We start from the raw sequence: 22,837 nt of genomic DNA, 5'->3' as shown, positions 1-22,837 counted from the left end.
TAAGCAAGCGCTTGCGGCTTGGGCGGGCACGCACGCAAGGTACCTCAATCGTCTGCCATCCGTTCGCGCGACGAACCGGATGAGCGACGCAAGCCCGCATGATCCGACCGAAACCCGCCGGGCGACTGCCCGGTCCATTTGCGGAACGCGCGATGAAACGCGCTCGGCTCGGAGAAGCCCAGCTCGCCCGCGATGTCGGCCACGCTGCGCGTGCCGTCGCGCAGCAGCGACTGCGCGATCACGCTGCGCATCTCGTCCTTGATCGCCGCGAAGCTCTGCCCTTCGCTGCGCAAGCGCCGCCGCAGCGTCGCCGGCGGCAGGTCGAGCCGCGCGGCCAGCGCGTCGAAGTTCGGCCAATCCGCCGCCGGAATGGCCTTCAGGTGCGCGCGGATCTTCGCGACCCACCCCGAGTCGTGACGGTAGCGCACCAGGATGTTGGCGGGCGCGCCGCGCAGGAAGGTCTTCAGCGCCTGCTCGGAGCGGATCGTGGGCAGGCGCAGATAGGCCGCGTCGAACGTGAGCCGGCAATCGGGCCGGTCGAAATGCACCGGCGCGCCGAAGAACTGGCTGTAGTCGGCGCGATGGGCGGGGCTCGCGCACGAGAAATCGATGCGCCGCAGCGGAATGCGCCGCCCGATCAGCCAGCACGCGAGCCCGAGCAGGATCAGCCAGAACGTGCGATACGCGAACGCAGGGCGCGGCCCGCCCGCGTCGGCGAGCACGATGCGCGCCTCGCCGCCGGCCACCTGCAGCCGGCCGTGCGGGTGGTCGAGCACCACCCGCAGAAACCGCAGCGCGCGCCGCAGCGCCTGCTCGAGCGTGGCCGCATGCAGGACCGCGTGACACAGCAGCGCGAAGCTGCCCACGCGCATCGGCCGCGCGGCGAGGCCGAAGAACTCGTCGTCGAGCGCGTCGGCCATCGCCAGCCACAGCCGCCCGTACTGCTGGATCGTGACCGGGCTGTCCACCTCGGCCGGCAGCCCGGCCGCGCGCAGCAGCGGCTGCACGTCGACGCCTTGCTGGCGTAGGCATGCGAGCGCGTCCTCGACGAAGCCCGGCGCGATCATGTGCCGTTCCACCACGGACCCTCCGAATATGGTATTTCCGATCAGAATCGTAGACTCGATTTGTCATTGTTTGCAATGTCGGCGATGACTACCATCGGGAACGAATCTGCCGCGCCGGCCGCTCTGCCGGCAGCGAGTCAACGGGAGGAGACACCCATGCCAGATCAGATCGCCGACGCCATCCCCGCCTACGCCGATGCGGTGGCCCGCTTCAGCCTCGATGCCGCCGCGGCGCGCCTCGACGGCGACCTCGCGCGCGGGCTGAACGCCTGCGTCGAATGCTGCGACCGGCACGTGGCGGCCGGCGGGACCGCGCTCGACTGGATCGATGCCGGCGGCCGGCATCACAGCTTCAGCTTTGCGCAGATGCAGGCGCTGTCGGCGCGCGTCGCCCATCTCCTCGTCGCGCAGGGCGTTCAGCCCGGCGACGCCGTGGCCGGCCTGCTGCCGCGCACGCCCGAACTGGTCGCGACGATCCTCGGCGTGTGGCGCGCGGGCGCGGTGTACCAGCCGCTGTTCACGGCGTTCGGGCCGAAGGCGATCGAGCACCGGCTGCGCATGAGCGACGCGAAGCTGGTCGTGACCAACGTCGCGAACCGCGCGAAGCTCGATGAAATCGCGGCGTGCCCGCCGGTGGCGACCGTGCGCCGGCCGGACGAGCCGCTGCATGGAGAGGACGAGCCGCTGCATGAGGAAGACGAGCCGCTGCGCGGCGGCGACATCGATTTCCTCGCCGCGCTCGATGCGCAGCCCGATGCATTCGAGCCCGTGCCGCGCACCGGCACGGACCTGTTCCTGATGATGTCGACGTCGGGCACGACCGGGCTGCCGAAGGGCGTGCCGGTGCCGCTGCACGCGTTGCTCGCGTTCGGCGCGTACATGCGCGACGCGGTGGACCTGCGTCCGGACGACCGGTTCTGGAACATCGCGGACCCGGGCTGGGCCTACGGGCTCTATTACGCGATCACCGGGCCGCTGCTGCTCGGCCATGCGACGACGCTGGTCGAAGGCGGCTTCTCGGTCGACGCGACCTATGACGTGATCGAGCGGCTCGGCATCACCAGCCTCGCCGGCTCGCCGACCGCGTACCGGCTGCTGATGGCGGCCGGCGCCGGGCCGGCCGCGCGCATCCGGGGCCGCCTGCGCGTCGTGAGCAGCGCGGGCGAACCGCTGAATCCGGAAGTCATCCGCTGGTTCGACGCCGAGCTTGCCGCGCCGATTCGCGATCACTACGGGCAGACCGAGCTCGGCATGGTGGTGAACAACCATCACGGCCTCGCGCATCCGGTGCATCCCGGCTCGGCCGGCGTCGCGATGCCCGGCTACCGGGTCGCGGTGCTCGACGACGCGGGCCGCGAACTCGGGCCGAACCAGCCCGGCGTGCTGGCGGTCGACATCGCGCGCTCGCCGCTGCTGTGGTTCACCGGCTACTGGCGCTGGCAGACGCCGGCCATCGCCGGCGGCTATTACCGCACCGGCGACAACGTGGAGCTGGAGCCGGACGGCAGCATCAGCTTCATCGGCCGCGCGGACGACGTGATCACGTCCGCCGGCTACCGGATCGGGCCGTTCGACGTCGAAAGCGCGCTGATCGAGCATCCGGCCGTGATGGAGGCGGCCGTGATCGGCGTGCCCGATCCGGAGCGCACCGAGATCGTCAAGGCGTACGTCGTGCTGTCGGACGGCCACGCGGGCTCGCCGGCGCTGGCCGACGAACTGAGCCTGCACGTGAAGAAGCGCCTGTCCGCGCATGCGTATCCGCGCGCGGTCGAATTCGTCGACGCGCTGCCGAAGACGCCGAGCGGCAAGATCCAGCGCTTCGTGCTGCGCAAGATGGCGGTCGAACAAAACGCGAAGAACTGAACGGAGGAACAACGAATGAACATCGATAACCGCGTGTTTCTGGTCACGGGCGCCGGCTCCGGCCTGGGCGCGGCCGTGGCGCGCATGGTCGTCGAGCACGGCGGCCGGGCGATGCTGGTCGACGTCAACGGCGATGCCGCGGCGGCCGTGGCGCGCGAACTCGGCGCGGCGGCGCGCAGCCACGCGGCCGACGTGACCAGCGAAGCCGACGGGCAGGCCGCGCTCGCCGCCACGCTCGACGCGTTCGGCCGAATCGACGGGCTCGTCAACTGCGCGGGCGTGGCGCCCGGCGAGAAGGTCGTCGGGCGCGACGGGCCGCACCGGCTCGCGAGCTTCGCGCGCGCGGTCTCGATCAACCTGGTCGGGACCTTCAACATGATCCGGCTGGCGGCCGACGCGATGTCGAAGCAGGACGCCGACGCGAACGGCGAGCGCGGCGTGATCGTCAACACCGCGTCGATCGCCGCGTTCGACGGGCAGATCGGCCAGGCGGCCTATGCGGCGTCGAAGGGCGGCGTGGTCGGGATGACGCTGCCGATCGCGCGGGAGCTTGCGCGCTTCGGCATCCGCGTCGTGACGATCGCGCCGGGGATCTTCGCGACGCCGATGATGACCGGGATGCCGCAGGACGTGCAGGACTCGCTGGGCCGGAGCGTGCCGTTTCCGTCGCGTCTCGGCCGCCCGGAGGAGTTCGCCGCGCTGGTGCGGCACATCGCCGGGAACACGATGCTGAACGGCGAAGTCATTCGACTCGACGGCGCGTTGCGGATGGCGCCGCGCTGACTCTCAAGGAGCATTAACCATGACGACACAACACGATCCGATTGTCATCGTCGGTGCGGCCCGCACCCCGATGGGCGGTTTCCAGGGCGACCTGGCCGCCGCGACGGCGAGCGAGCTGGGCGCGGTGGCGATTCGCGCGGCGCTCGAACGCGCCGGCGTGCCGGCCGACCAGGTGGACGAGATCGTCTTCGGCTGCGTGCTGCCCGCGGGGCAGGGACAGGCGCCGGCCCGGCAGGCGGCGCTGAAGGCGGGGCTGCCGCTGGCGGCGGGCGCGACCACGGTCAACAAGATGTGCGGGTCCGGCATGAAGGCCGCGATGTTCGCGCACGACCTGCTCGTCGCGGGCTCGGCGGACGTGCTGGTGGCGGGGGGCATGGAGAGCATGAGCAACGCACCGTACCTGCTGCCGAAGGCGCGCGGCGGCTACCGGATGGGACACGGGCAGGTGCTCGACCACATGTTCCTCGACGGCCTCGAGGACGCATATGACAAGGGCCGCCTGATGGGCACGTTCGCCGAGGACTGCGCGGCGGCCTACGGCTTCACGCGCGACGCGCAGGACGCGTTCGCGATCACGTCGCTCACGCGCGCGCAGCAGGCGATCGCGAGCGGCCGGTTCGCGGCCGAAGTCGCGCCGGTGCAGGTGCGCGCGGGCAAGACCGACACGGTGGTGAGCATCGACGAGCAGCCGGGCAAGGCGAAGCTCGACAAGATCCCGACGCTCAAGCCGGCGTTCCGCGAAGGCGGCACGGTGACGGCCGCGAATTCGTCGTCGATCTCGGACGGCGCCGCGGCGCTGGTGCTGATGCGCCGGTCGGAAGCGGCGCGGCGCGGCCTGACGCCGAAGGCGGTGATCGTCGGCCATTCGACTTATGCGGACAAGCCCGCGCTGTTCCCGACGGCGCCGGTCGGCGCGCTGCGCAAGCTGTCGGAGAAGACCGGCTGGGCGCTGCGGGACGTCGACCTGTTCGAGATCAACGAAGCGTTCGCGGTGGTCGCGATGGCCGCGATGCGCGATCTCGACCTGCCGCATGACAAAGTCAACGTGCACGGCGGCGCGTGCGCGCTCGGCCACCCGATCGGCGCGTCCGGCGCGCGCGTGATGGTCACGCTGCTCGCGGCGCTCGAGACGCATGGATTGCGGCGCGGCGTGGCGTCGCTCTGCATCGGCGGCGGCGAGGCGACGGCGATCGCGATCGAACGCCTGTCCTGATCCGGCGACGCGGGTCCGGCGTCCGGATTCGCGACGGCGTCGAGCGAGGGGCAGGACCGGGGCGGGCTGCAAGGGCCCGCCCCGGTTCGTTTACGGTCCCGTTCGTTGGTCGATCGCCGCGAACGTCGATCGAAAGCGGCGATGCCCGCGCGGACTGCTACAATCGCGACTTGTTTCATTCAGTGTGCTTGACGTTACGGACTCTGAACGGCTCGCGAGCGGCATGGTCGACTTGCGCAGAAAGCCGGGCGGTCAAAACCCCGACACCGCCTCATTCGGCAACGGTCAGGCAGACTGTGAACGAGTGAAGGGAATCCGCGTGCCCCGGTCGATGCCGGGCACCGCATCGACGAAGAAAACGCCACGTGACATCCAGCAAAATTCAAACGCTGCAGCAGCAGCTCGGCCACCTCAACCTGCTCGTCGAAGAAGCCCGGACGAAAGAGAAGGCGGAAGCATTGGCCAGGATCCGGGAACAGGTCAAGGAATACGGCATCACGGAGGTGGAACTGCTCCGTGCGGCCGGCTTCGTGAAGGACCGGCCGAAGAAGCATCCCGCCAAGTACTACGATCCGTCGTCGGGTAATTCCTGGACGGGTCGCGGCGCCCGCCCGAAATGGCTGGCCGACAAGAATCCGGACGACTATCTGATCCGACCCGAGGCCAAGCCCTGGTGGCCGGGCGAGGATTGATGCAATCCGGCCGGGCGTTGCCGATACGGCCCGCCTGATCCCGGCCGCTCGGCCGGCGCGATCCCTTTCCGCCGTCATTTCGCGCGGTCATTTTCCGCTGACGTTTCCGAATGTGACGGTAGCGAGTCAGCGAAGTGACATGCTTGCGCCCCCTGAATCGAACGGCGACGCGTGCGCCAAGTACGCCGCGTTGCGCCGCGCGACGGCCGCGCGGGGCCGTGCAAGCCCGCGCTCGGGGTCCGATCCGTTCATTCATCCGATCGCGAGCCTGCCGTTCGACCGGCGGCGCGCGGCTGCGCCACGCGTGCGCCGACGAACGGGCCGTCGCCGATGACCTACACTAGAAGCCTGCTCCTCGTGGGCCGGTGGCCGTTCCGGCACAACCAACCTGCATCGCTTCGACCCCCGGCTCGCCGTTGTGGATGGCGGTGGAGGGGAAGTACGGCGTGATCGGCTGCCCGGATTCGCCGGGCGCCGACATTCATGTAGGAGGTCATCATGTTGCAAGCCAGCGAGATGCAACAGCGCTTCAGCCACCTGCAGCAGACAATCAGCGAGGCATCACGGACCTGCCACTCGGACAAGACAGCGCCCAAGGACTTGCTGAACTGGGTGGACGAGCTGGACAAGGAATGCAAGTCGGCGAAGAAGATCGCGGCGTCCGGCGACGACGATCGCATCCGCCAATGGGTCGACGATCTCGAACGGATCGGTGATCGCGCCGAGCGCGCCTGCATGAAGGCCGGCGGTGTCGATGCCGGCATCATGAACGCGGTGAGCTCGATGCATTCGGAGCTCTCGGATCTGAAGCAGCAATTGCACTGAGCGATTCGCCCGGTATCGCGCGTCGCCGAGCGGGTAAACCGCGAACGGGTTTACCTGTGTCGAACGCGGGATTTTCGAGGAGTACGATCAGTCGTCCAGTTTGTTTTTGAGGTTTCTCAGAGCGAAGCTCGCCCGCGTACCGCGGGCATTTTTTTGTCCGCGATCCGGGGCCGTCGCAAGGATCTGCAACGTTTTCACTTTTTGATCCGATCAGGCCCGCGTGGGCGCTCGTGCCGACGACGGCAGGCTGCGCTATCTTCCTGCCTTCGACCTCCGCTCCTGTTCGATCCGCCGATGAAATTCGCGCCCCCGATCCTGCCGAACCCGCTCATCACCGACCGCCTGCTGCTCCGCCCGGCCGATCGCGCATACGCGCCGGATATGCTCGCGTACTACGTCGAAAACCGCACGCATCTGATGCCGTGGGAGCCGTCGCGGCCCGATTCGTTTTACACCCGGCATGCGATCGAGATGCGGCTGCAGTCGATGGAGGAAAACATCGCCGCCGGCCGCGCCGTGCACCTTCTGATGTTCGATAAGGACGACGATCGATTGATCGGCGATTGCAATTTCACGCAGATCGTTCCGGAGCCGTTCCGCGCGTGCTATCTCGGCTTTTCGATCGCACGCGATTGCGAAGGTCGGGGATTGATGCACGAGTGCCTCGAGACCGCGATTCGCTACGTGTTCGACGAGCTCGCGCTGCATCGCGTGATGGCCAATCATCGTCCCGAAAACCGGCGCAGCGCGCGGCTCCTCGAACGGCTCGGATTCGAGCGGGAAGGCTATGCGCGCGCGTATCTGCGCATCAACGGCGCGTGGGCGGACCATGTCCTGACCGCGCTGATCAATCCGGCGCCGGTTTGACGGCGTGCGTCGGCGGCGCGTTGCCGTGCCGATCGCCTGTTAATTTCCGATGCTTAATGATCGGATGACGAAATGAAATGAAGGTTATTTCGGCTTCGCGAGAGGCGGTTTCAAGTGGTCATATCCGGATAAAAGTTTGATGTGGTCAAACTTTTATCGATTATTCTGAATCGTGGATATAAAAGATGTTTGATTCAATCAAACGTCCGGTATTTTTCGTAATTAATTCGTCAAGTTTGATGTGATCAAACTTTGAGTGTTTCATCAAAAAAAGTTTGACGCTCATTTTTTTTCCTTGATATCTTCCTCAATCACGAAGCGACGGTTTGTTTATGAATATTCAATCAGCTCGGGGTTATTTCTCGGAGCGGCCCGCCTGATTTCGGCTTGGCCGCGCGCTGCCGGCCGCCGTTCGAGCGGACGAATATTCGCTACATTTCCCGGAATCGAATTGGGCTCGATGTGTGAGCCGCTTTGCCCGTGCGCGAGCCGCGGCTAACCTGAATTGCATATCCATAAATAAGCAATTCAGGATTAAGGGAAATTGAATTCGAGCACGTCGTAATCCGGGCCGTGGTCTGAAAAGACCGGTGAATTTCGCGTTGGGGGATTGAAGGTGGGTATCAAAGTCGACGAAGGCGTGCTCGCGTCCAGCAGCGGGCTGGCTCAGCTCGGGCGGCCGCGGCAATTCGGCGGGAAGCCGCAAAACCCGGTGCGCCGGTTCGGCGGTATCGCGATCGTGCTGCTGTTGCACGTCGTTCTGGTCTACGCGCTCCTCAATGGCCTCGCGACCAAGGTCGTCCAGGTCGTCCAGCATCCGATCGAAACCCGCATCATCGAACCGGTCAAGCCGCCGCCGCCTCCGCCGCCGATGCCGGTGGTCAAGCTGCCGCCGCCGAAAGTGGCGCTGCCGCCGCCGCCGTTCGTCCCGCCCCCGGAAGTGCCGGTGCAGGCGCCGCCGCAGGCGACGATCACCCACCAGGCCGCACCCGTGCCGTCCGCGCCGGCCGTGCAGGCGCCCGTCGTCGCACCGCCCGCGCCCGTCGCGAAGCCGGTGAGCCACGAGGTCGGCGTCGTCTGCCCGAATTCCGATCAGATGCGCGCATCGATGCAGTATCCGAAGGAAGCGCAGGAAAACAACATCACCGGCGACGTCACGATCGAATTCGTCGTCGACGCCGACGGCAACATCACCAACGAGCGTGTCGCGCAATCGGCGGACCCGATCCTGGACCGCGCGGCATACAACACGGTCAAGCGATTCAAGTGCGTGGCGCAGGGGCAGTCGGTGCGCGTGCAGGTTCCGTTCTCGTTCAACCTGAACTGAGCAGGCGCGAGCGGCGCCGGAACGGCAGGATCTGGCATGTCAATTAGTAAGTTTAACGAAAGAATCGGAGCAGGTATGGAAAAGCGTTCAATGGCCGCGCTGGCGGCCTGCATGTTGATCTCCGCAGCAGCGGTCGAGGCGGTCGTGGCGCCGCAGGCGGCGTTCGCGCAGGCGAGCGGGGCGGCCGCCGCACCGGCATCGGTCACGACGGCGGCCACGACGGCGGCCGAGCCGCAGGCCGCCGCGGACGCGCCTTCGCCGCCGCCCGCGCCGGCGGCGACGAAAGCCGTCGAGAATCCGTACGGTCTCGGCGCGTTGTGGAAGAACGGCGATTTCGTCGCGCGGTTCGTGCTGATCCTGCTCGTGATCATGTCGATGGGCAGCTGGTACATCATGATCGCCAAGTTCCTCGAGCAGTTCCGTGCGAACCGGCGCGCGAAGCTCGCGGACGAGCAGCTCTGGTCGGCTCCGACGCTGTCGGACGGCGCGAAGCTGCTGGACGACGCGTCGCCGTTCCGCTTCATCGCCGAGACCGCGATCGAGGCCGGCGAGCATCATGACGAGGCGCTGCTCGAGGCGGTCGACCGCAATACGTGGATCGACGTGTCGGTCGAGCGCGCGATCACCAATGTGTCGAACCGTCTGCAGGACGGCCTCGCCTTTCTCGCGACGGTCGGCTCGACCGCGCCGTTCGTCGGCCTGTTCGGCACCGTATGGGGCATCTACCACGCGCTGACCGCGATCGGCATCGCGGGGCAGGCGTCGATCGACAAGGTCGCGGGCCCGGTCGGCGAGGCGCTGATCATGACCGCGATCGGGCTGGCGGTCGCCGTGCCCGCGGTGCTCGGCTACAACTTCCTGGTTCGCCGCAACAAGTCGGTGATGGAGCGCGTGCGCAACTTCGGCGCACAGCTCCACACGGTGCTGCTCGCGGGCAGCAAGCGTCCGGTGCGGGCGGCCGCCGGCGCGCGGGCCGCGTCGCTCGTCCACTGACGCGGGCGGGGTGCGCGATGGCCATGAACGTCGGGCAGGACGACAGCGACGAGGTGATCGCCAACATCAACACGACGCCGCTCGTCGACGTGATGCTGGTGCTGCTGATCATCTTCCTGATCACGATCCCGGTCGTGACGCACACGATTCCGCTGGCGCTGCCGAAGGAAACGGTGCAGCCGCTGCAGACGACGCCGAAAAGCGTCGAGATCGCGGTGAATCGCGACGGGCAATTCTTCTGGGGCGAAACGCACGTGGACGGCGCGACGCTGCTCGCGAAGCTGAAGGGCATCTCGCAGATGTCGCCGCAGCCCGACGTGCACGTGCGCGGCGACGAGAACACGCGCTACGAGTTCATCGGCCGCGTGATCACCGCGTGCGAGCGCTCGGGCATCGCCAAGGTTTCATTCATCACCGAGCCGCCGGCGCGCGGCGGGTAGGAGTCGACGATGGGCATGAACGTATCTTCGGGTAGCGGCGGCGAGCCGGACGTGATGGTCGACATCAACACCACGCCGCTGATCGACGTGATGCTGGTGTTGCTGATCATGCTGATCATCACCATTCCGATCCAGATGCACTCGGTCAGGATGGACCTGCCGGTCGGCAATCCGCCGCCGCCGGCGAAGCCGCCGGAGGCCGTGCAGATCGACATCGGCGCCGACGGCGCGACGAACTGGAACGGCGCGCGGGTGCCGGATCGCGCGGCGCTCGAGCAGAAGCTCGCGCAAGTGGCCGCACAGCCCGTGCAGGCCGAGATCCGCCTGCGGCCGGACCGGCTCGCGCCGTACAAGGCCGTGGCCGGCGTGCTGGCCAGCGCGCAGCGCGTCGGCGCAACCAGGATCGGCCTCATCGGCAACGAGCAGTACATGCCGTGAAGCGGGCGGGCGTGCCGGTGATCCGGTAACGGCAGGCAGCGGTAACGGCGGAAACCGGGGAAAAGGCGAGATATCCACATTGGTTTGCAGTGCAAACTGACACGAGGCGATGCGAATAGCGGGAAAACCGTAACATCGAATCCAGGTCGCGTGACCACGGCTCCTGCCGGTACGCAGCCGCGCTGGAGGCGTGCTGCGATCGGGTCGGCCGGGCGCGTATTCATCAAACAGTTTCGACTACGGGTTCGTGTCTCACTATGGCTTCGCCTTCCGATGAATCGATGCTTGTCGCCGCCTCGATGGGAAACCGGATTCGCATGCTGCGGCGGCAGCTCAAGCTGACGCTGGACGTGACCGCCGCGTCGGCCGGCATTTCCAAGCCGTTCCTGTCACAGATCGAACGCGGGCGCGCGATGCCGTCGATCGCGTCGCTCGTCGGGATCGCGAGGGCGCTGGGCGTGACGATCGACCACTTCGTCGGCGCGCCGGGCGACGCGCCGACGGCGTGCCGGTGCGCGGCGCTGCCGCAGTCCGGCGTCGACGCGATCGCGCACGCGTTGGCTCAGGTCTCCCACCTGGCGAGCGGGACGAAGCTGGACGCGATGCTGTTCCGGATACCAGCCGGGCAGGCGGCGCGGGAAGTCGCGTCGTACGCGGGGGAGGAATTCCTCTACGTGATGAACGGCGAGATCGAGCTGACGCTGGACGGACGAACCGTCATGCTGAAGGCGGGCGAGACCGCGCATTACGAATCGATGGTGGCGCATGCGTGGAGCAACGCCGCCGACGAGGAAGCGGTGATCGTCTGGGTCGGTGCACCAAGACAGGGCTGATCGATGAAAAGGGCATCGCGTGTCCGGTCGAAGAATTACATAAGGACGACTGAATGATGAAAGTCGTCCGGTTCGCAACGCGGAAGGACGGGTTCGAAGCAGTGCAAGTGGCAGGTCGGCAATAACGGGGACCGGTATGCAGACGCCCGGCATCGGGCGGGGATCGACGAGATCCCGCTGCAAAACCGGCGGATTCTTATTGATGAGCGAGTGGGGAAGATGAAGCAGAGAGCTTTGGCGTTGGCTATCAAGAGAATGATCTGGGCGGAAGTGGCGCTGACGGCCACGCTGGCGGCGCCGGCGTTCGCGCAGAGCCAGCCGTCGCCCGGGGGGGCGGCGGTCGCGGAGGCGGTTGCGAACGATGCGCCCGCATCCACCGGTGCGGAGGCCGCGGCGCAGGGCAAGAACAAGGTCGCGCAGATCAAGCGCTTCGAAGTCACGGGCTCGCTGATCCGCAGCGCTGACAAGGTCGGCTTCAATCAGGTCCAGACCGTCACGGCCAAGGACATCGAACAGAGCGGCTATACGACCGTGTCGGATTTCCTGCGCGGCGTATCGGCCAACTCGTCGAGCAGCTGGGGCGAGGGCTCGGGCGCGCAGGGCAGCTTCGCGCCCGGCGGCGCGGGCATCGCGTTGCGCGGGCTGAGCGAGAAATACACGCTGGTGCTGGTGGACGGGCAGCGCGTCGCGCCGTATGCGTTCGCGGTGAACGGCACCGACCAGTTCTTCGACCTGAACACGCTGCCGATCAACATCATCGACCGGATCGAGATCGTCAAGACGGGCGCCGTGTCGCAGTATGGTTCCGACGCGATCGCGGGCGTCGTGAACATCATCACGAAGAAAAACTTCCAGGGCCTCGAGCTCGGCGGCAGCTACGGCGGCGCGACGCAGGACGGCGGCGGCGCGGGCACGACCCAGTTCAGCATCCTGGGCGGCATCGGCGACCTGAATGCCGACCGCTTCAACGTCACGGCCGCACTCAGCTACTACAAGTCGAACGGGATTCTGGCGTCCGACCGCGACATGACGCAGAACCAGGATTTCTCGAACTTTCCCGGCGGCCTGAACAACGAATCGCTGTCGTACTGGCGGCGCAACGGCACCAACATTCCGCTCGGCCCGTGCCCGAACGGCGGCCGGCAGCTTCCGTCCGGTTCGACCGCGCAGGCGTTCGGCTCGAGCGGCAGCGTGTGCGGCAACAACACCGCCTATGCGTCGTCGATCTCGCCGTGGACCGAGCGCCTGAGCGCGAAGGTGCATGCGGACTTCAAGATCAGCGACGCGATGCAGGCGTTCGCCGACCTGTGGGAAAGCAACAATACGACGGTCACGAACTCCGGCGTCGGCCGCCTGGGCTCCAGCACGCAGACGTTCGATCCGGCGACGGGCGGCGTCAAGCTGGTGTCGAACGTCGTGCCCGGCAGCAATCCGTACAACCCGTTCGGCGTGCCGACCCAGTTGCGCTATGCGTTCGGGCAAACGCAGTCGGTGCGCACCAGCGCGAACTTCTGGCGCGCGGCGACGGGCGTGAAGGGCACGTTCGAGACGCCGAAGGCCGGCGACTGGGACTGGTCGGTCGCGTACTCGCACTCGCAGAGCGTCGTGTCGAACAACTTCTCGAACCGGATCCGCGCGTCCGTGCTGGAGAACCTCATCCAGAACGGCGGATTCGACTTCGCGAACCCGTCCGCCACGCCCAACGGCCTGAACGGGCTGTACGGCAACGCGGAAACGCAGGCGATCACGAAGCTCGACACGGTCGACGCGACGCTCGCGACGCCGAACCTGTTCACGCTGCCGACCGGCAACGTCGGCCTCGGCCTCGGCGCGCAGTTCCGGCATGAATCCCAGTACATCGGCACCGGCCTCGGCTGGGCGGACGGCACGTTCATCGCGCCGGCGATGCAATCGGTGAACGGCCAGCGCAACGTCGCGGCGGTCTACTACCAGATCGACGTGCCGATCCTGAAAAACCTCACCTTCAGCCAGTCGGGCCGCTACGATCACTACAGCGATTTCGGCGGCGCGTTCTCGCCGCGCTTCGCGCTGCGCTTCCAGCCGGTGCGCGAGTTCACGACGTATGCGTCGTACACGCGCGGCTTCCGTGCGCCGACTCTGATCGAGAACACGTCGTCCCGCACTTTCGGCACGCAGGGCGTGATCGATTCGCACGATCCGAACAACCCGGGCGCGTACAACCTGACCGAGGAGATCCAGGCGGGCAACCAGAACCTGCAGCCCGAGCGCACGAAGAACTACAACATCGGCTTCCAGCTGTCGCCGACGCGCACGACCGACATCGGCTTCGACTGGTACAAGATCCACGTCGACAACGTGATCGGCACCGACGACGTGCAGTCGGTGGTCGACGCGAACGACCCGTCGCGCGTGGTCCGCAACCCGAACGGCTCGATCGCGTACGTGCTGCTGCCGTACAAGAACCTGTCGCACCTCGACACGGACGGCTTCGAGACGACGTTCCGCCAGTCGGTGAAGACGGCGATCGGCACGTTCACGCTGTCGGGCGACTGGGCGTACGTGTGGCACTTCAAGATGCCGGTGGGCGGCGTCGAGACGGACTTCGCGGGCAACAACGGCTCGGTGAACCAGCCGTTCGGCGGCAGCTTCCCGCGCTGGAAGGGCAACACGGACCTGAACTGGAACTACCGGAAGTGGAACACGACGCTGACGTGGATCTACGTGGGCCCGTACACCCAGGCGATCCTGCCGGCGGGGAACTATCCGGGCCAGCAGGACAGCGTCGCGTCGTACAGCCAGTTCAACCTGAACGTCAGCTACACGGGGTTCAAGCACTGGACGCTGTACGCGGGCATCAACAACATCTTCAACCGCAAGCCGCCGTTCGATCCGGTGTACATGAACGCGGCCTACCAGACCGGCTACGACACGTCGCTGTACACGTACGTCGGCCGCTTCGCGCAGGCCGGCGCGACGTACCGGTTCTGACCGCGTGAGGCCGGCGCTTGCGCGCCGGCATTTCGAATCGACCTCGCATCGGCCGCGCGCCGATGCGGCCACACGAAAATCCACGATGACAGTGTTGATGTTGCATGCGCGCTCGCTCGCGACGCGCGTCGCCCGCGCCATGAGCGCGGCCGTGCTCGCGTACGGCGTCGCGACGGCGGGCGCGGCGGCGGCGCCGGCGATCGCGCAGTTCGGCGAGCCGAAATATCCCGCCGGGTTCACGCATTTCGACTACGCGGACCCGGACGCGCCGGACGACGGCACGCTCAGCTTCCAGAACTACAACGAGGCGCAGAGCTACGACTCGCTGAACCCGTTCCTCGTGCGCGGCTCGGCCGCCCCGGATATCCAGCATCTGATGTTCGATACGCTGATGCAGCGGAGCTGGGACGAGCTTGCGTCCGAGTACGCGTTGATCGCCGACGACGTGCAGGTCGCGCCGGACGGCATGTCGGCGACGTTCCATGTCGATCCGGCCGCGCGTTTCTCGAACGGCGACCCGATCACGGCGGCGGACGTCAAGTATTCGTTCGACACGCTGTCGAGCCCGCAGGCGTCGCCGCTCTTCAACGCGCAGTTCGCGGTGATCCGGCGCGCGGTGGTCGTCGACCGGCAGACGGTCCGCTTCGACTTCAATCGCGCGGAGCGCGCGGCGCCGCTGATCGCGGGGGACCTGCCGGTGTTCTCGCCGAAGTGGGGGCTGCGGCCCGACGGCACGCGGCCGCCGTTCGACCAGATCGCGACCGTGCCGCCGATCGCGAGCGGCCCGTACCTGATCGAGCAGCGCAAGAACGACAAGCAGATCGTCTACACGCGCAACCCGCGCTACTGGGCGGCGCACCTGCCGTCGCGGCGCGGCATGTACCGCTTCGCGCGCGTGTCGTTCAAGCTGTATCTCGACCAGTACACGATGCTCGAGGCGTTCAAGGCGGGCGACATCGACGCGCGGGCGGAATACAGCGCGACGCAATGGGCGCGCCGGTACGTCGGCAAGAACTTCCGCAGCGGCTTGCTGACGCGCGCGACCTTCCCCGACGGCCCCGCGCAGATGCAGGGCTTCCTGATCAACCTGCGCAAGCCGCAGTTCAGCGACGTGCGCGTGCGTCATGCGCTGGCGCTCGCGTTCGACTACGACTGGATGAACCGGATGATGTTCTACGGGCAGTACCGCCGCACGAACAGCTTCTGGGAAGCGAGCCCGTTCGGCGCGCAAGGCATGCCGGGCGAGAAGGAGCGCGCGCTGCTCGCGCCGTATCGCGCCGAGCTGCCGCCCGAGGTGTTCGGCCCGATGGTCCGGCAGCCGTCGACGCTGCCGCCCGGCTCGCTGCGCGACAACCTGAAGGAGGCGCGCGACCTGCTCGCGCAGGCCGGCTGGCGCTACCGGGACGGCGCGCTGCGCGATGCGAACGGCACGCCGATGACGATCGAGATCATCGACGACCAGCCGGGGATGGACCGGCTGATCCTGCCGTACATCCAGGCGCTCGGCACGCTCGGCATCCGCGCGTCGCTGCACGAGCTCGACAGCGCGCTGTACCAGCGGCGCATGGACAACTTCCAGTACGACATGACGACCTTCATCTACCCGCCGGTCACGATCCCGGGCGCGGAGCTCGCGCGCCGCTTCGGCAGCGCGGCGGCCTCCGAGGTCGGTTCGGAGAACTATCCGGGCGTGCGCTCGAAGGCGGTCGACGCGCTGATCCGCGCGGCGCTCGCCGCCGACACGCTGGACGACCTCGAGACGGCGACGCGCGCGCTCGACCGCGTGCTGATCAACCTTTACCTCCTCGTGCCGCAGTACTACCTGCCGAATGCGCGGATCGCCTACAAGACCACCTTCGGGCATCCGGCCGTCATTCCAGGCTCCTACCAATACGAGGACTGGATCATCGACTACTGGTACCGGAAGCGGCCCGCGGGCGCCGCGCCGGTTGCCGGCACCTGACGGAGGGCGCGACGATGCTTGCCTACATACTCAGACGGCTGCTGCTGATGGTCCCGACGCTGATCGGCGTCGTGACGATCACGTTCATCGTCACGCAGTTCGTGCCGGGCGGCCCGGTCGAGCAGGTGCTGACCCAGTTGCGCCACGGCAACGCGCATGGCGGCGAAGCGGGCGGCGGCGGGGGCGGCTATCACGGCAGCCAGGGGATCGACCCGCAGCAGATCGAGCAGATCCGCCGGCAGTTCGGTTTCGACAAGCCGCCGCTCGAGCGCTACGGGATGATGCTGAAGGCCTACGCGCGCTTCGACCTCGGCCAGTCGTACTTCGTGCACGCACGCGTGTGGGACGTGATCCGCTCGAAGCTGCCGGTGTCGATCACGCTCGGCCTGTGGACGGTGTTCCTCACCTACCTGATTTCCGTGCCGCTCGGCATCGCGAAGGCGGTGCGCAACGGCTCGCGCTTCGATACGGCGACGAGCGTGCTCGTGCTCGCCGGCTACGCGGTTCCCGGCTTCGTGCTCGGCGTGCTGCTGCTGATGCTGTTCGGCGGCGGCACGTTCTGGCAGCTGTTCCCGATGCGCGGCCTCACGTCCGACGACTTCGACGAGCTGACGCTGGCCGGCCAGGCGCTCGACTACCTGTGGCACATCGTGCTGCCCGTCACGGCCTCGGTGGTCGGCAATTTCGCGATCGTCACGATCCTGACGAAGAACACGTTCCTCGACGAAATCGGCCGGCAGTACGTGCTGACCGCCCGCGCGAAGGGCGCGCCCGAACGCGACGTGCTATGGAAGCACGTGCTGCGCAACGCGGCGATTCCGCTGCTGACCGGGCTGCCCGCCGCGTTCGTCGGCGCATTCCTGAACGGCAACCTGCTGATCGAGACGCTGTTCTCGCTCGACGGCATGGGCCAGCTTTCGTACGACTCGGTGATCCGCCGCGACTATCCGGTCGTGCTCGGCTCGCTGTTCCTGTTCACGCTCATCGGTCTGCTGACCAAACTCATCGCTGACGTCTGCTATGTCCTCGTCGACCCCCGCATCCAATTCAACCGCCTGGACCGCTGAGCAGGCGCGCGCCGGCCAGTCCGCGTCGCCATGGCGGCGCACGTGGCGGCGCTTTCGCGCGCAGCCGCTCGGCTACTGGAGCTTCGTGATCTTCGTCGCGCTGTTCGCGCTCAGCCTGGGCGCCGACGTGCTGTCGAACGACCGGCCGCTCGTGCTGCGCTACGACGGTCACTATTACTTTCCGATCCTGAAGGACTATCCGGAAACCCAGTTCGGCGGCGATTTCCCGGCGAAGACGAACTATCTCGATCCTGATATCCGCGCGAAGCTCGACGCGCGCGGCAACCTGTCGATCTATCCGCCGAACCGTTTTCGCTACGACACGATCGACTACTTCGCGTCCCGGCCGTACCCGGCGCCGCCGTCGGCGAGCAACTGGCTCGGCACCGACCAGTTCGGCCGCGACGTGCTCGCGCGGCTGCTGTACGGCTTCCGGCTGTCGGTGCTGATGGCGCTCGCGCTGACCGCGTCGGGCACGCTGATCGGCGTGCTCGCGGGCGCGCTGCAAGGCTTCTACGGCGGCCGCACCGACCTGATCGGGCAGCGGCTGATCGAGATCTGGAGCGCGCTGCCGGACCTGTACCTGCTGATCATCTTCGCGTCGATCTTCGAGCCGTCGCTGTGGCTGCTGTTCGTGCTGCTGTCGATGTTCGGCTGGCTCATGCTGTCCGACTACGTGCGCGCCGAGTTCCTGCGCAACCGCGGGCTCGACTACGTGAAGGCCGCGCGCACGATGGGGCTGACGAACCGCCAGATCATGTGGCGGCACGTGCTGCCGAACAGCCTGACGCCGGTGATCACGTTCCTGCCGTTCCGGATGAGCGCGGCGATCCTGTCGCTGACGAGCCTCGACTTCCTCGGGCTCGGCGTGCAGCCGCCGACGCCGAGCCTCGGCGAGCTGCTGAAGCAGGGCAAGAACAATCTCGATGCGTGGTGGATTTCGGCGTCGGCGTTCGCCGCGCTGGTCGTCACGCTGCTGCTGCTGACGTTCATGGGCGACGCGCTGCGCAACGCGCTCGACGCGCGCACGCGCGGGTCCGCATTCGGTGGAGGCCGATGATGACGAAACCGTTGCTGGAAATCGACCGCTTTACCGCGCAGTTCGGCGACCGGACCGTCGTGCGCGAGCTGAGCCTGTCGGTCGCGCGCGGCGAGCGCGTGGCGCTCGTCGGCGAATCGGGCTCGGGCAAGAGCGTGACCGCGCTGTCGATCCTGCGCCTCGTGCGGCACGCGCAATTGTCGGGACGCATGCTGTTCGACGGCGAGGACCTGCTGACGAAGACCGAGCAGCAGATGCGCGGGATTCGCGGCGCGGACATCGCGATGGTGTTCCAGGAGCCGATGACGGCGCTCAATCCGCTGTATACGATCGGCCGGCAGATCGCGGAGAGCCTGCGGCTGCACGAAGGGCTGCGGCCCGGCGCGGCGCGCGCGCGGGGCATCGAGCTGCTGCGCCGCACCGGGATTCCGGAGCCGGAGCGGCGCATCGACAGCTATCCGCACCAGCTGTCGGGCGGCCAGCGGCAGCGCGCGATGATCGCGATGGCGCTCGCGTGCCGGCCGCGCCTGCTGCTCGCCGACGAGCCGACCACCGCGCTCGACGTGACCGTGCGCCAGCAGATCGTCGACCTGCTGCTCGAACTGCAGGCGCAGGAGGCGGCCGCGCGCGGGATGGCCGTGCTGCTGATCACGCACGACCTGAACCTCGTGCGCCGCTTCGCGCAGCGTGTCGCCGTGATGGAGCGCGGCGTGCTCGTCGAGACGAACGAGACCGGCGCGCTGTTCGATGCGCCGCAGCATCCGTATACGCGCCGCCTGCTCGACAGCGCGCCGCGCCGCGCGATCGAGCCGGTCGCGGCCGACGCGCGGACGATCCTCGACGTGCGCGCGCTCGCGGTCGACTACCGGACCGCCGCCAGGGGCTGGCGCGCGGTGTTCGGCCAGAGCGCGTTTCGCGCGGTGCACGACGTGCAGTTGTGCTTGCGTCGCGGCGAGACCGTCGGTATCGTCGGCGAATCGGGATCGGGCAAGTCGACGCTCGCGTCCGCCGTGCTCGGCCTGCAGCAGCCGGCGGCCGGCGCGATCGAGATCGACGGGCTGCCGCTCGCGGCGCTGCGCGCGAACGCGGGGCGGCGCGCGCTGTACGGGCGGATGCAGGTGGTGTTCCAGGACCCGTTCGGCTCGCTGTCGCCGCGCATGACGATCGAGCAGATCGTCGGCGAAGGGCTCGCGCTGCATCGGCCCGAGCTGGCGGGCGCCGCGCGCCGCGCGCGGGTCGCGGCGCTGCTGGAGGAAGTCGGGCTGCCGGCCGACGCGCTGCCGCGCTACCCGCACGAGTTCTCCGGCGGGCAGCGGCAGCGGATCGCGATCGCGCGCGCGCTGGCCGTGGAGCCCGAGCTGCTGGTGCTCGACGAGCCGACCAGCGCGCTCGACGTGTCGATCCAGAAACAGGTGCTGACGCTGCTGACGAACCTGCAGGCGCGCTACCGGCTCAGCTACCTGTTCATCACGCACGATCTGGCCGTGATGCGCGCGATGGCGCATCGGGTGATCGTGATGCAGGCGGGGCGCGTGGTCGAGGAAGGCGAGACGCTGCAGGTGCTGCATGCGCCGTCTCATCCGTATACCCGCGCGCTGATGGCGTCGTCGATGCTGACGCCGATGCGGGAAACAGTCGAGAGGGCACATGATTGACGAGAGCTGGGCGCATGCCGCCCGCGGATTGCGCAGCGACGCCGATTTCTGGTCGCTGCGCGTCGTCGACGAGACGACCGAGGACCACCGGGTGCGCAACGACGTCGCGCTGCCTTTTTCACGCGTGCGCGACCGCGGCGCGATGCTGGTCGCGTGGGCGGGCGCCGGCGCGGGCTACGCGGCGACCGCGAACCTGTCGGCGGCCGGACTCCAGGCGGCGCTCGACGTGGCCACCGCGCGCGCGAAGGCGAGCGCCGCGTGGTCGCTGATCGATCACCGGCAGGCCGCGCGTCCGCACGAGAGCGGCGCCTATGCGTCGCCGGGCCTCGATGCGCCGCTGCCGTCGCGCGCCGAGTGGATCGAGCGCCTCGCGCACGAATGCGCGGCGGCGCGCGTCGACGCGCGGATCGTCGAGCGCACGGCGAGCGTGTCGGTCACGCACACCGACCAGCTGGTCGTGACGAGCGACGGCGTGCGGATCGACCAGCGCTTCCGCTACCTGATGCCGGAGCTGAGCGTCGTCGCGCACGCTGACGGCGATACGCAGGTACGCTCGCTCGGCCAGTCGGGCACGCTTGCGCAGGGCGGCCTCGACGTGCTCGCGCGCTACGGCTTCGACGGCGCGGGCGCGCGGGTCGCCGACGAGGCGCTGCAGCTGCTCGCCGCGCCGAATTGCCCGTCGGGGCGGCGCGACCTGCTGCTGATGCCGGACCAGATGATGCTGCAGATCCACGAATCGATCGGCCATCCGCTCGAGCTCGACCGGATTCTCGGCGACGAGCGCAACTTCGCGGGCTGGAGCTTCGTGACGCCCGGGATGTTCGGCGCCTACCAGTACGGCTCGCCGCTTCTGAACGTCACGTTCGATCCGGGCCTGCCGTCCGAGGCCGCGTCGTATGCGTTCGACGACGACGGCAGCGCCGCGCGCAAGCAGTACCTGATCCGCAACGGCGTGCTCGAGCGGCCGCTCGGCGGCGCGCTGTCGCAGCAGCGCGCGGGCCTGGCCGGCGTCGCGAACTCGCGCGCGTCGAACTGGAACCGCCCGCCGATCGACCGGATGGCGAACCTCAACGTCGAGCCCGGCGACCAGCCGCTCGATGCGCTGATCGCGGGCATCGAGCACGGCATCCTGATGCGCACCAACACGTCGTGGTCGATCGACGATCGCCGCAACAAGTTCCAGTTCGGCTGCGAGTTCGGACAACTGATCGAGGGCGGCAAGCTGACGCAGGTCGTCAAGCAGCCGAACTACCGCGGCATTTCCGCGAGCTTCTGGCGCAGCCTGCGCGCGGTCGGCGACGCGAGCACCTTCGGCGTCTACGGCACGCCGTTCTGCGGCAAGGGCGAACCGATGCAGGTGATCCGGGTCGGCCACGCGTCGCCCGCGTGCGTGTTCGCCGACGTCGACGTTTTCGGAGGCGCGTGATGACGGGATTCGATACGACCACGGCCGCCGCGGCGCTCGACTGGCGCACGCACTTCGCGCGGCTCGCCGACGAAGCCGGGCGGCTCAAGGCGCCCGGCGAGACGGTGCTGCTGTGGTTCGCCGGCGAGACGACCGATTTCGTCCGCTTCAACCAGGGCCGGATTCGCCAGACCGGGCGCGTGGTGCAGGGCAAGCTGTCGGTGCGGCTGATCGACGGCGCGCGGCAGGCGAGCGCCACGTCGACGCTGGCCGGCGACACGGCCGCCGACCTGCCGGACCTCGCGGCGACGCTTCGCGCGCTGCGCGACGGGCTGCGCGACGCGGCCGACGATCCGCACCTGCTGTACGACACGTCGACGTGGACGCAGGACACGCGCCGCGCCGGCCGTCTGCCGGACGCGGATTCACTCGCGCGGATCGTCGCCGAATGCGCGCGCGGGCTCGACTTCGTCGGCTTTTACTCGGGCGGCTCGCTGGCGCGCGGCTTCGCGTCGTCGACGGGCAGCCGCGGCTGGCACGAAGTCGAGAACTTCGATTTCAACTGGTCGCTGTACGAGCCGGGCGGCCGCGCGATCAAGACGGCCTACGTCGGCGACGACTGGGACGACGCGGTGTTCGCGCACAAGGTCGAAACGGCCGCCGCGCGGCTGCCGGTGCTCGGCCGCGCGCCGCAGGCGCTCGCGCCCGGCCGCTATCGCGCGTATTTCGCGCCGGCCGCGATCTACGAGATGACCAGCCTGATCGGCTCGGACGGCTTTTCGGCGCGCGCGCACCAGAGCGCGCGCAGCGCGCTGCACAAGCTGCACGCGGGCGACGTCGCGCTCGATCCGCGCGTGTCGATCGCCGAGGATCTGGCGCTCGACCTCGTGCCCGCGTTCAATGCGGACGGATACCGCCGCGAGAGCGTGCCGCTCGTCGTCGCGGGGCAGAGTGCCGCGCGGCTCGTCGGCGCGCGCAGCGCCCGCGAGTACGGTCTGACGCCGAACGGCGCGGACGCCGACGAGACGCCGCAGTCGCTGTCGATCGCGGGCGGCACGCTGGCGGACGACGACGTGCTCGCGGCGCTCGATACCGGGCTGTACGTCGGCAATCTCTGGTACCTGAATTTTTCGGACCGGATGAATTGCCGGATGACCGGGATGACGCGTTTCGCGACGTTCTGGGTCGAGGGCGGCAGGATCGTCGCGCCGGTCGACGCGATGCGCTTCGACGACAGCTTCTATCGGCTGTTCGGCGCCGAGCTGGAGCAGCTCGGCGCGACGCCTGCGCTGCAGTTAAACGATGCCGGCTGGGGCGAGCGCGCGACGGGCGGCGCGCAGGTGCCGGGCGCGCTCGTGCGCGCGTTTGAATTGACGCTGTGAAGGAAGGGGGGCGCT

At 68.1% G+C, this 22,837-nt stretch carries 19 protein-coding genes; 18 read left to right on the top strand and 1 reads right to left on the bottom strand.

Going from position 1 to position 22,837, the window contains the following annotated elements; translation table 11 throughout:
- Positions 1–44 precede the first annotated feature (44 nt).
- Positions 45–1,067 (bottom strand): AraC family transcriptional regulator, encoded by a 1,023-nt coding sequence (locus tag HWX31_RS11120; RefSeq protein WP_415493040.1) that lies wholly within the window; start codon positions 1,065–1,067, stop codon positions 45–47.
- A 156-nt stretch (positions 1,068–1,223) separates the two neighbouring features.
- On the opposite strand from HWX31_RS11120, the gene HWX31_RS11115 reads away from it, so the two are divergent.
- From HWX31_RS11115 to HWX31_RS11030, 18 genes are all read left to right on the top strand, one after another.
- Positions 1,224–2,930 (top strand): acyl-CoA synthetase, encoded by a 1,707-nt coding sequence (locus tag HWX31_RS11115; RefSeq protein WP_174961664.1) that lies wholly within the window; start codon positions 1,224–1,226, stop codon positions 2,928–2,930.
- Positions 2,931–2,945: 15 nt separating this feature from the next.
- A complete protein-coding gene (locus tag HWX31_RS11110; RefSeq protein ID WP_059610033.1) occupies positions 2,946–3,713 on the top strand; it encodes a 3-hydroxyacyl-CoA dehydrogenase in 768 nt (255 codons plus the stop codon).
- Between the two features lie 19 nt (positions 3,714–3,732).
- A complete protein-coding gene (locus HWX31_RS11105) occupies positions 3,733–4,926 on the top strand; it encodes an acetyl-CoA C-acetyltransferase (RefSeq protein ID WP_174961666.1) in 1,194 nt (397 codons plus the stop codon).
- A 365-nt stretch (positions 4,927–5,291) separates the two neighbouring features.
- Positions 5,292–5,618 (top strand): H-NS histone family protein, encoded by a 327-nt coding sequence (locus tag HWX31_RS11100; protein WP_174961668.1) that lies wholly within the window; start codon positions 5,292–5,294, stop codon positions 5,616–5,618.
- A 498-nt stretch (positions 5,619–6,116) separates the two neighbouring features.
- Positions 6,117–6,443: a hypothetical protein gene (locus HWX31_RS11095; protein WP_174961670.1), complete on the top strand. Its 327-nt coding sequence runs from the start codon at positions 6,117–6,119 to the stop codon at positions 6,441–6,443.
- Between the two features lie 294 nt (positions 6,444–6,737).
- Entirely contained in the window at positions 6,738–7,310 is a 573-nt protein-coding gene (locus tag HWX31_RS11090) for a GNAT family N-acetyltransferase (RefSeq protein ID WP_059635231.1), read from the top strand.
- A 622-nt stretch (positions 7,311–7,932) separates the two neighbouring features.
- Entirely contained in the window at positions 7,933–8,637 is a 705-nt protein-coding gene (locus HWX31_RS11085) for an energy transducer TonB (protein ID WP_174961737.1), read from the top strand.
- 75 nt (positions 8,638–8,712) lie between these two features.
- Positions 8,713–9,630, top strand: a complete 918-nt coding sequence (locus HWX31_RS11080; protein WP_174961673.1) for a MotA/TolQ/ExbB proton channel family protein — start codon at positions 8,713–8,715, stop codon at positions 9,628–9,630.
- A gap of 17 nt (positions 9,631–9,647) precedes the next feature.
- Complete coding sequence (locus HWX31_RS11075) at positions 9,648–10,070, top strand: ExbD/TolR family protein (protein WP_059481340.1); 423 nt, start codon at positions 9,648–9,650, stop codon at positions 10,068–10,070.
- Positions 10,071–10,079: 9 nt separating this feature from the next.
- Positions 10,080–10,508, top strand: coding sequence for an ExbD/TolR family protein (locus tag HWX31_RS11070; protein WP_010095493.1), 429 nt, complete (start codon positions 10,080–10,082; stop codon positions 10,506–10,508).
- A gap of 257 nt (positions 10,509–10,765) precedes the next feature.
- A complete protein-coding gene (locus HWX31_RS11065) occupies positions 10,766–11,341 on the top strand; it encodes a helix-turn-helix domain-containing protein (protein WP_174961675.1) in 576 nt (191 codons plus the stop codon).
- Positions 11,342–11,560: 219 nt separating this feature from the next.
- Entirely contained in the window at positions 11,561–14,311 is a 2,751-nt protein-coding gene (locus HWX31_RS11060) for a TonB-dependent receptor (RefSeq protein ID WP_174961677.1), read from the top strand.
- A gap of 139 nt (positions 14,312–14,450) precedes the next feature.
- Complete coding sequence (locus HWX31_RS11055; protein WP_244143729.1) at positions 14,451–16,274, top strand: extracellular solute-binding protein; 1,824 nt, start codon at positions 14,451–14,453, stop codon at positions 16,272–16,274.
- Positions 16,275–16,288: 14 nt separating this feature from the next.
- Entirely contained in the window at positions 16,289–17,341 is a 1,053-nt protein-coding gene (locus tag HWX31_RS11050; RefSeq protein WP_174961681.1) for a microcin C ABC transporter permease YejB, read from the top strand.
- Complete coding sequence (locus HWX31_RS11045; protein ID WP_174961683.1) at positions 17,295–18,401, top strand: ABC transporter permease; 1,107 nt, start codon at positions 17,295–17,297, stop codon at positions 18,399–18,401. Before HWX31_RS11050 ends, HWX31_RS11045 begins: the two co-directional genes overlap by 47 nt.
- Positions 18,401–20,035 carry an ABC transporter ATP-binding protein gene (locus tag HWX31_RS11040; protein ID WP_174961685.1) on the top strand — a complete coding sequence of 545 codons (1,635 nt, stop codon included), beginning with the start codon at positions 18,401–18,403 and terminating at the stop codon, positions 20,033–20,035. Before HWX31_RS11045 ends, HWX31_RS11040 begins: the two co-directional genes overlap by 1 nt.
- Complete coding sequence (locus tag HWX31_RS11035; protein WP_174961687.1) at positions 20,028–21,461, top strand: TldD/PmbA family protein; 1,434 nt, start codon at positions 20,028–20,030, stop codon at positions 21,459–21,461. Before HWX31_RS11040 ends, HWX31_RS11035 begins: the two co-directional genes overlap by 8 nt.
- A complete protein-coding gene (locus HWX31_RS11030; protein ID WP_174961688.1) occupies positions 21,461–22,822 on the top strand; it encodes a metallopeptidase TldD-related protein in 1,362 nt (453 codons plus the stop codon). The genes HWX31_RS11035 and HWX31_RS11030 overlap by 1 nt, the downstream gene beginning before the upstream one ends.
- The last annotated feature ends 15 nt before the right edge of the window (positions 22,823–22,837 follow it).

The organism is Burkholderia ubonensis (genome assembly GCF_902833085.1).
In the GTDB taxonomy this organism is placed as follows: domain Bacteria; phylum Pseudomonadota; class Gammaproteobacteria; order Burkholderiales; family Burkholderiaceae; genus Burkholderia; species Burkholderia ubonensis.
This window is presented reverse-complemented; position numbering and strand designations above follow the sequence as displayed.

Coding starts and splice junctions, on each gene's coding strand:
- HWX31_RS11120 (WP_415493040.1), bottom strand. CDS start 1,067: ATGATCGCGCCGGGCTTCGTCGAGGACGCGCTCGCATGCCTACGCCAG.
- HWX31_RS11115 (WP_174961664.1), top strand. CDS start 1,224: ATGCCAGATCAGATCGCCGACGCCATCCCCGCCTACGCCGATGCGGTG.
- HWX31_RS11110 (WP_059610033.1), top strand. CDS start 2,946: ATGAACATCGATAACCGCGTGTTTCTGGTCACGGGCGCCGGCTCCGGC.
- HWX31_RS11105 (WP_174961666.1), top strand. CDS start 3,733: ATGACGACACAACACGATCCGATTGTCATCGTCGGTGCGGCCCGCACC.
- HWX31_RS11095 (WP_174961670.1), top strand. CDS start 6,117: ATGTTGCAAGCCAGCGAGATGCAACAGCGCTTCAGCCACCTGCAGCAG.
- HWX31_RS11090 (WP_059635231.1), top strand. CDS start 6,738: ATGAAATTCGCGCCCCCGATCCTGCCGAACCCGCTCATCACCGACCGC.
- HWX31_RS11080 (WP_174961673.1), top strand. CDS start 8,713: ATGGAAAAGCGTTCAATGGCCGCGCTGGCGGCCTGCATGTTGATCTCC.
- HWX31_RS11075 (WP_059481340.1), top strand. CDS start 9,648: ATGGCCATGAACGTCGGGCAGGACGACAGCGACGAGGTGATCGCCAAC.
- HWX31_RS11070 (WP_010095493.1), top strand. CDS start 10,080: ATGGGCATGAACGTATCTTCGGGTAGCGGCGGCGAGCCGGACGTGATG.
- HWX31_RS11065 (WP_174961675.1), top strand. CDS start 10,766: ATGGCTTCGCCTTCCGATGAATCGATGCTTGTCGCCGCCTCGATGGGA.
- HWX31_RS11060 (WP_174961677.1), top strand. CDS start 11,561: ATGAAGCAGAGAGCTTTGGCGTTGGCTATCAAGAGAATGATCTGGGCG.
- HWX31_RS11055 (WP_244143729.1), top strand. CDS start 14,451: ATGAGCGCGGCCGTGCTCGCGTACGGCGTCGCGACGGCGGGCGCGGCG.
- HWX31_RS11050 (WP_174961681.1), top strand. CDS start 16,289: ATGCTTGCCTACATACTCAGACGGCTGCTGCTGATGGTCCCGACGCTG.
- HWX31_RS11045 (WP_174961683.1), top strand. CDS start 17,295: ATGTCCTCGTCGACCCCCGCATCCAATTCAACCGCCTGGACCGCTGAG.
- HWX31_RS11040 (WP_174961685.1), top strand. CDS start 18,401: ATGACGAAACCGTTGCTGGAAATCGACCGCTTTACCGCGCAGTTCGGC.
- HWX31_RS11035 (WP_174961687.1), top strand. CDS start 20,028: ATGATTGACGAGAGCTGGGCGCATGCCGCCCGCGGATTGCGCAGCGAC.
- HWX31_RS11030 (WP_174961688.1), top strand. CDS start 21,461: ATGACGGGATTCGATACGACCACGGCCGCCGCGGCGCTCGACTGGCGC.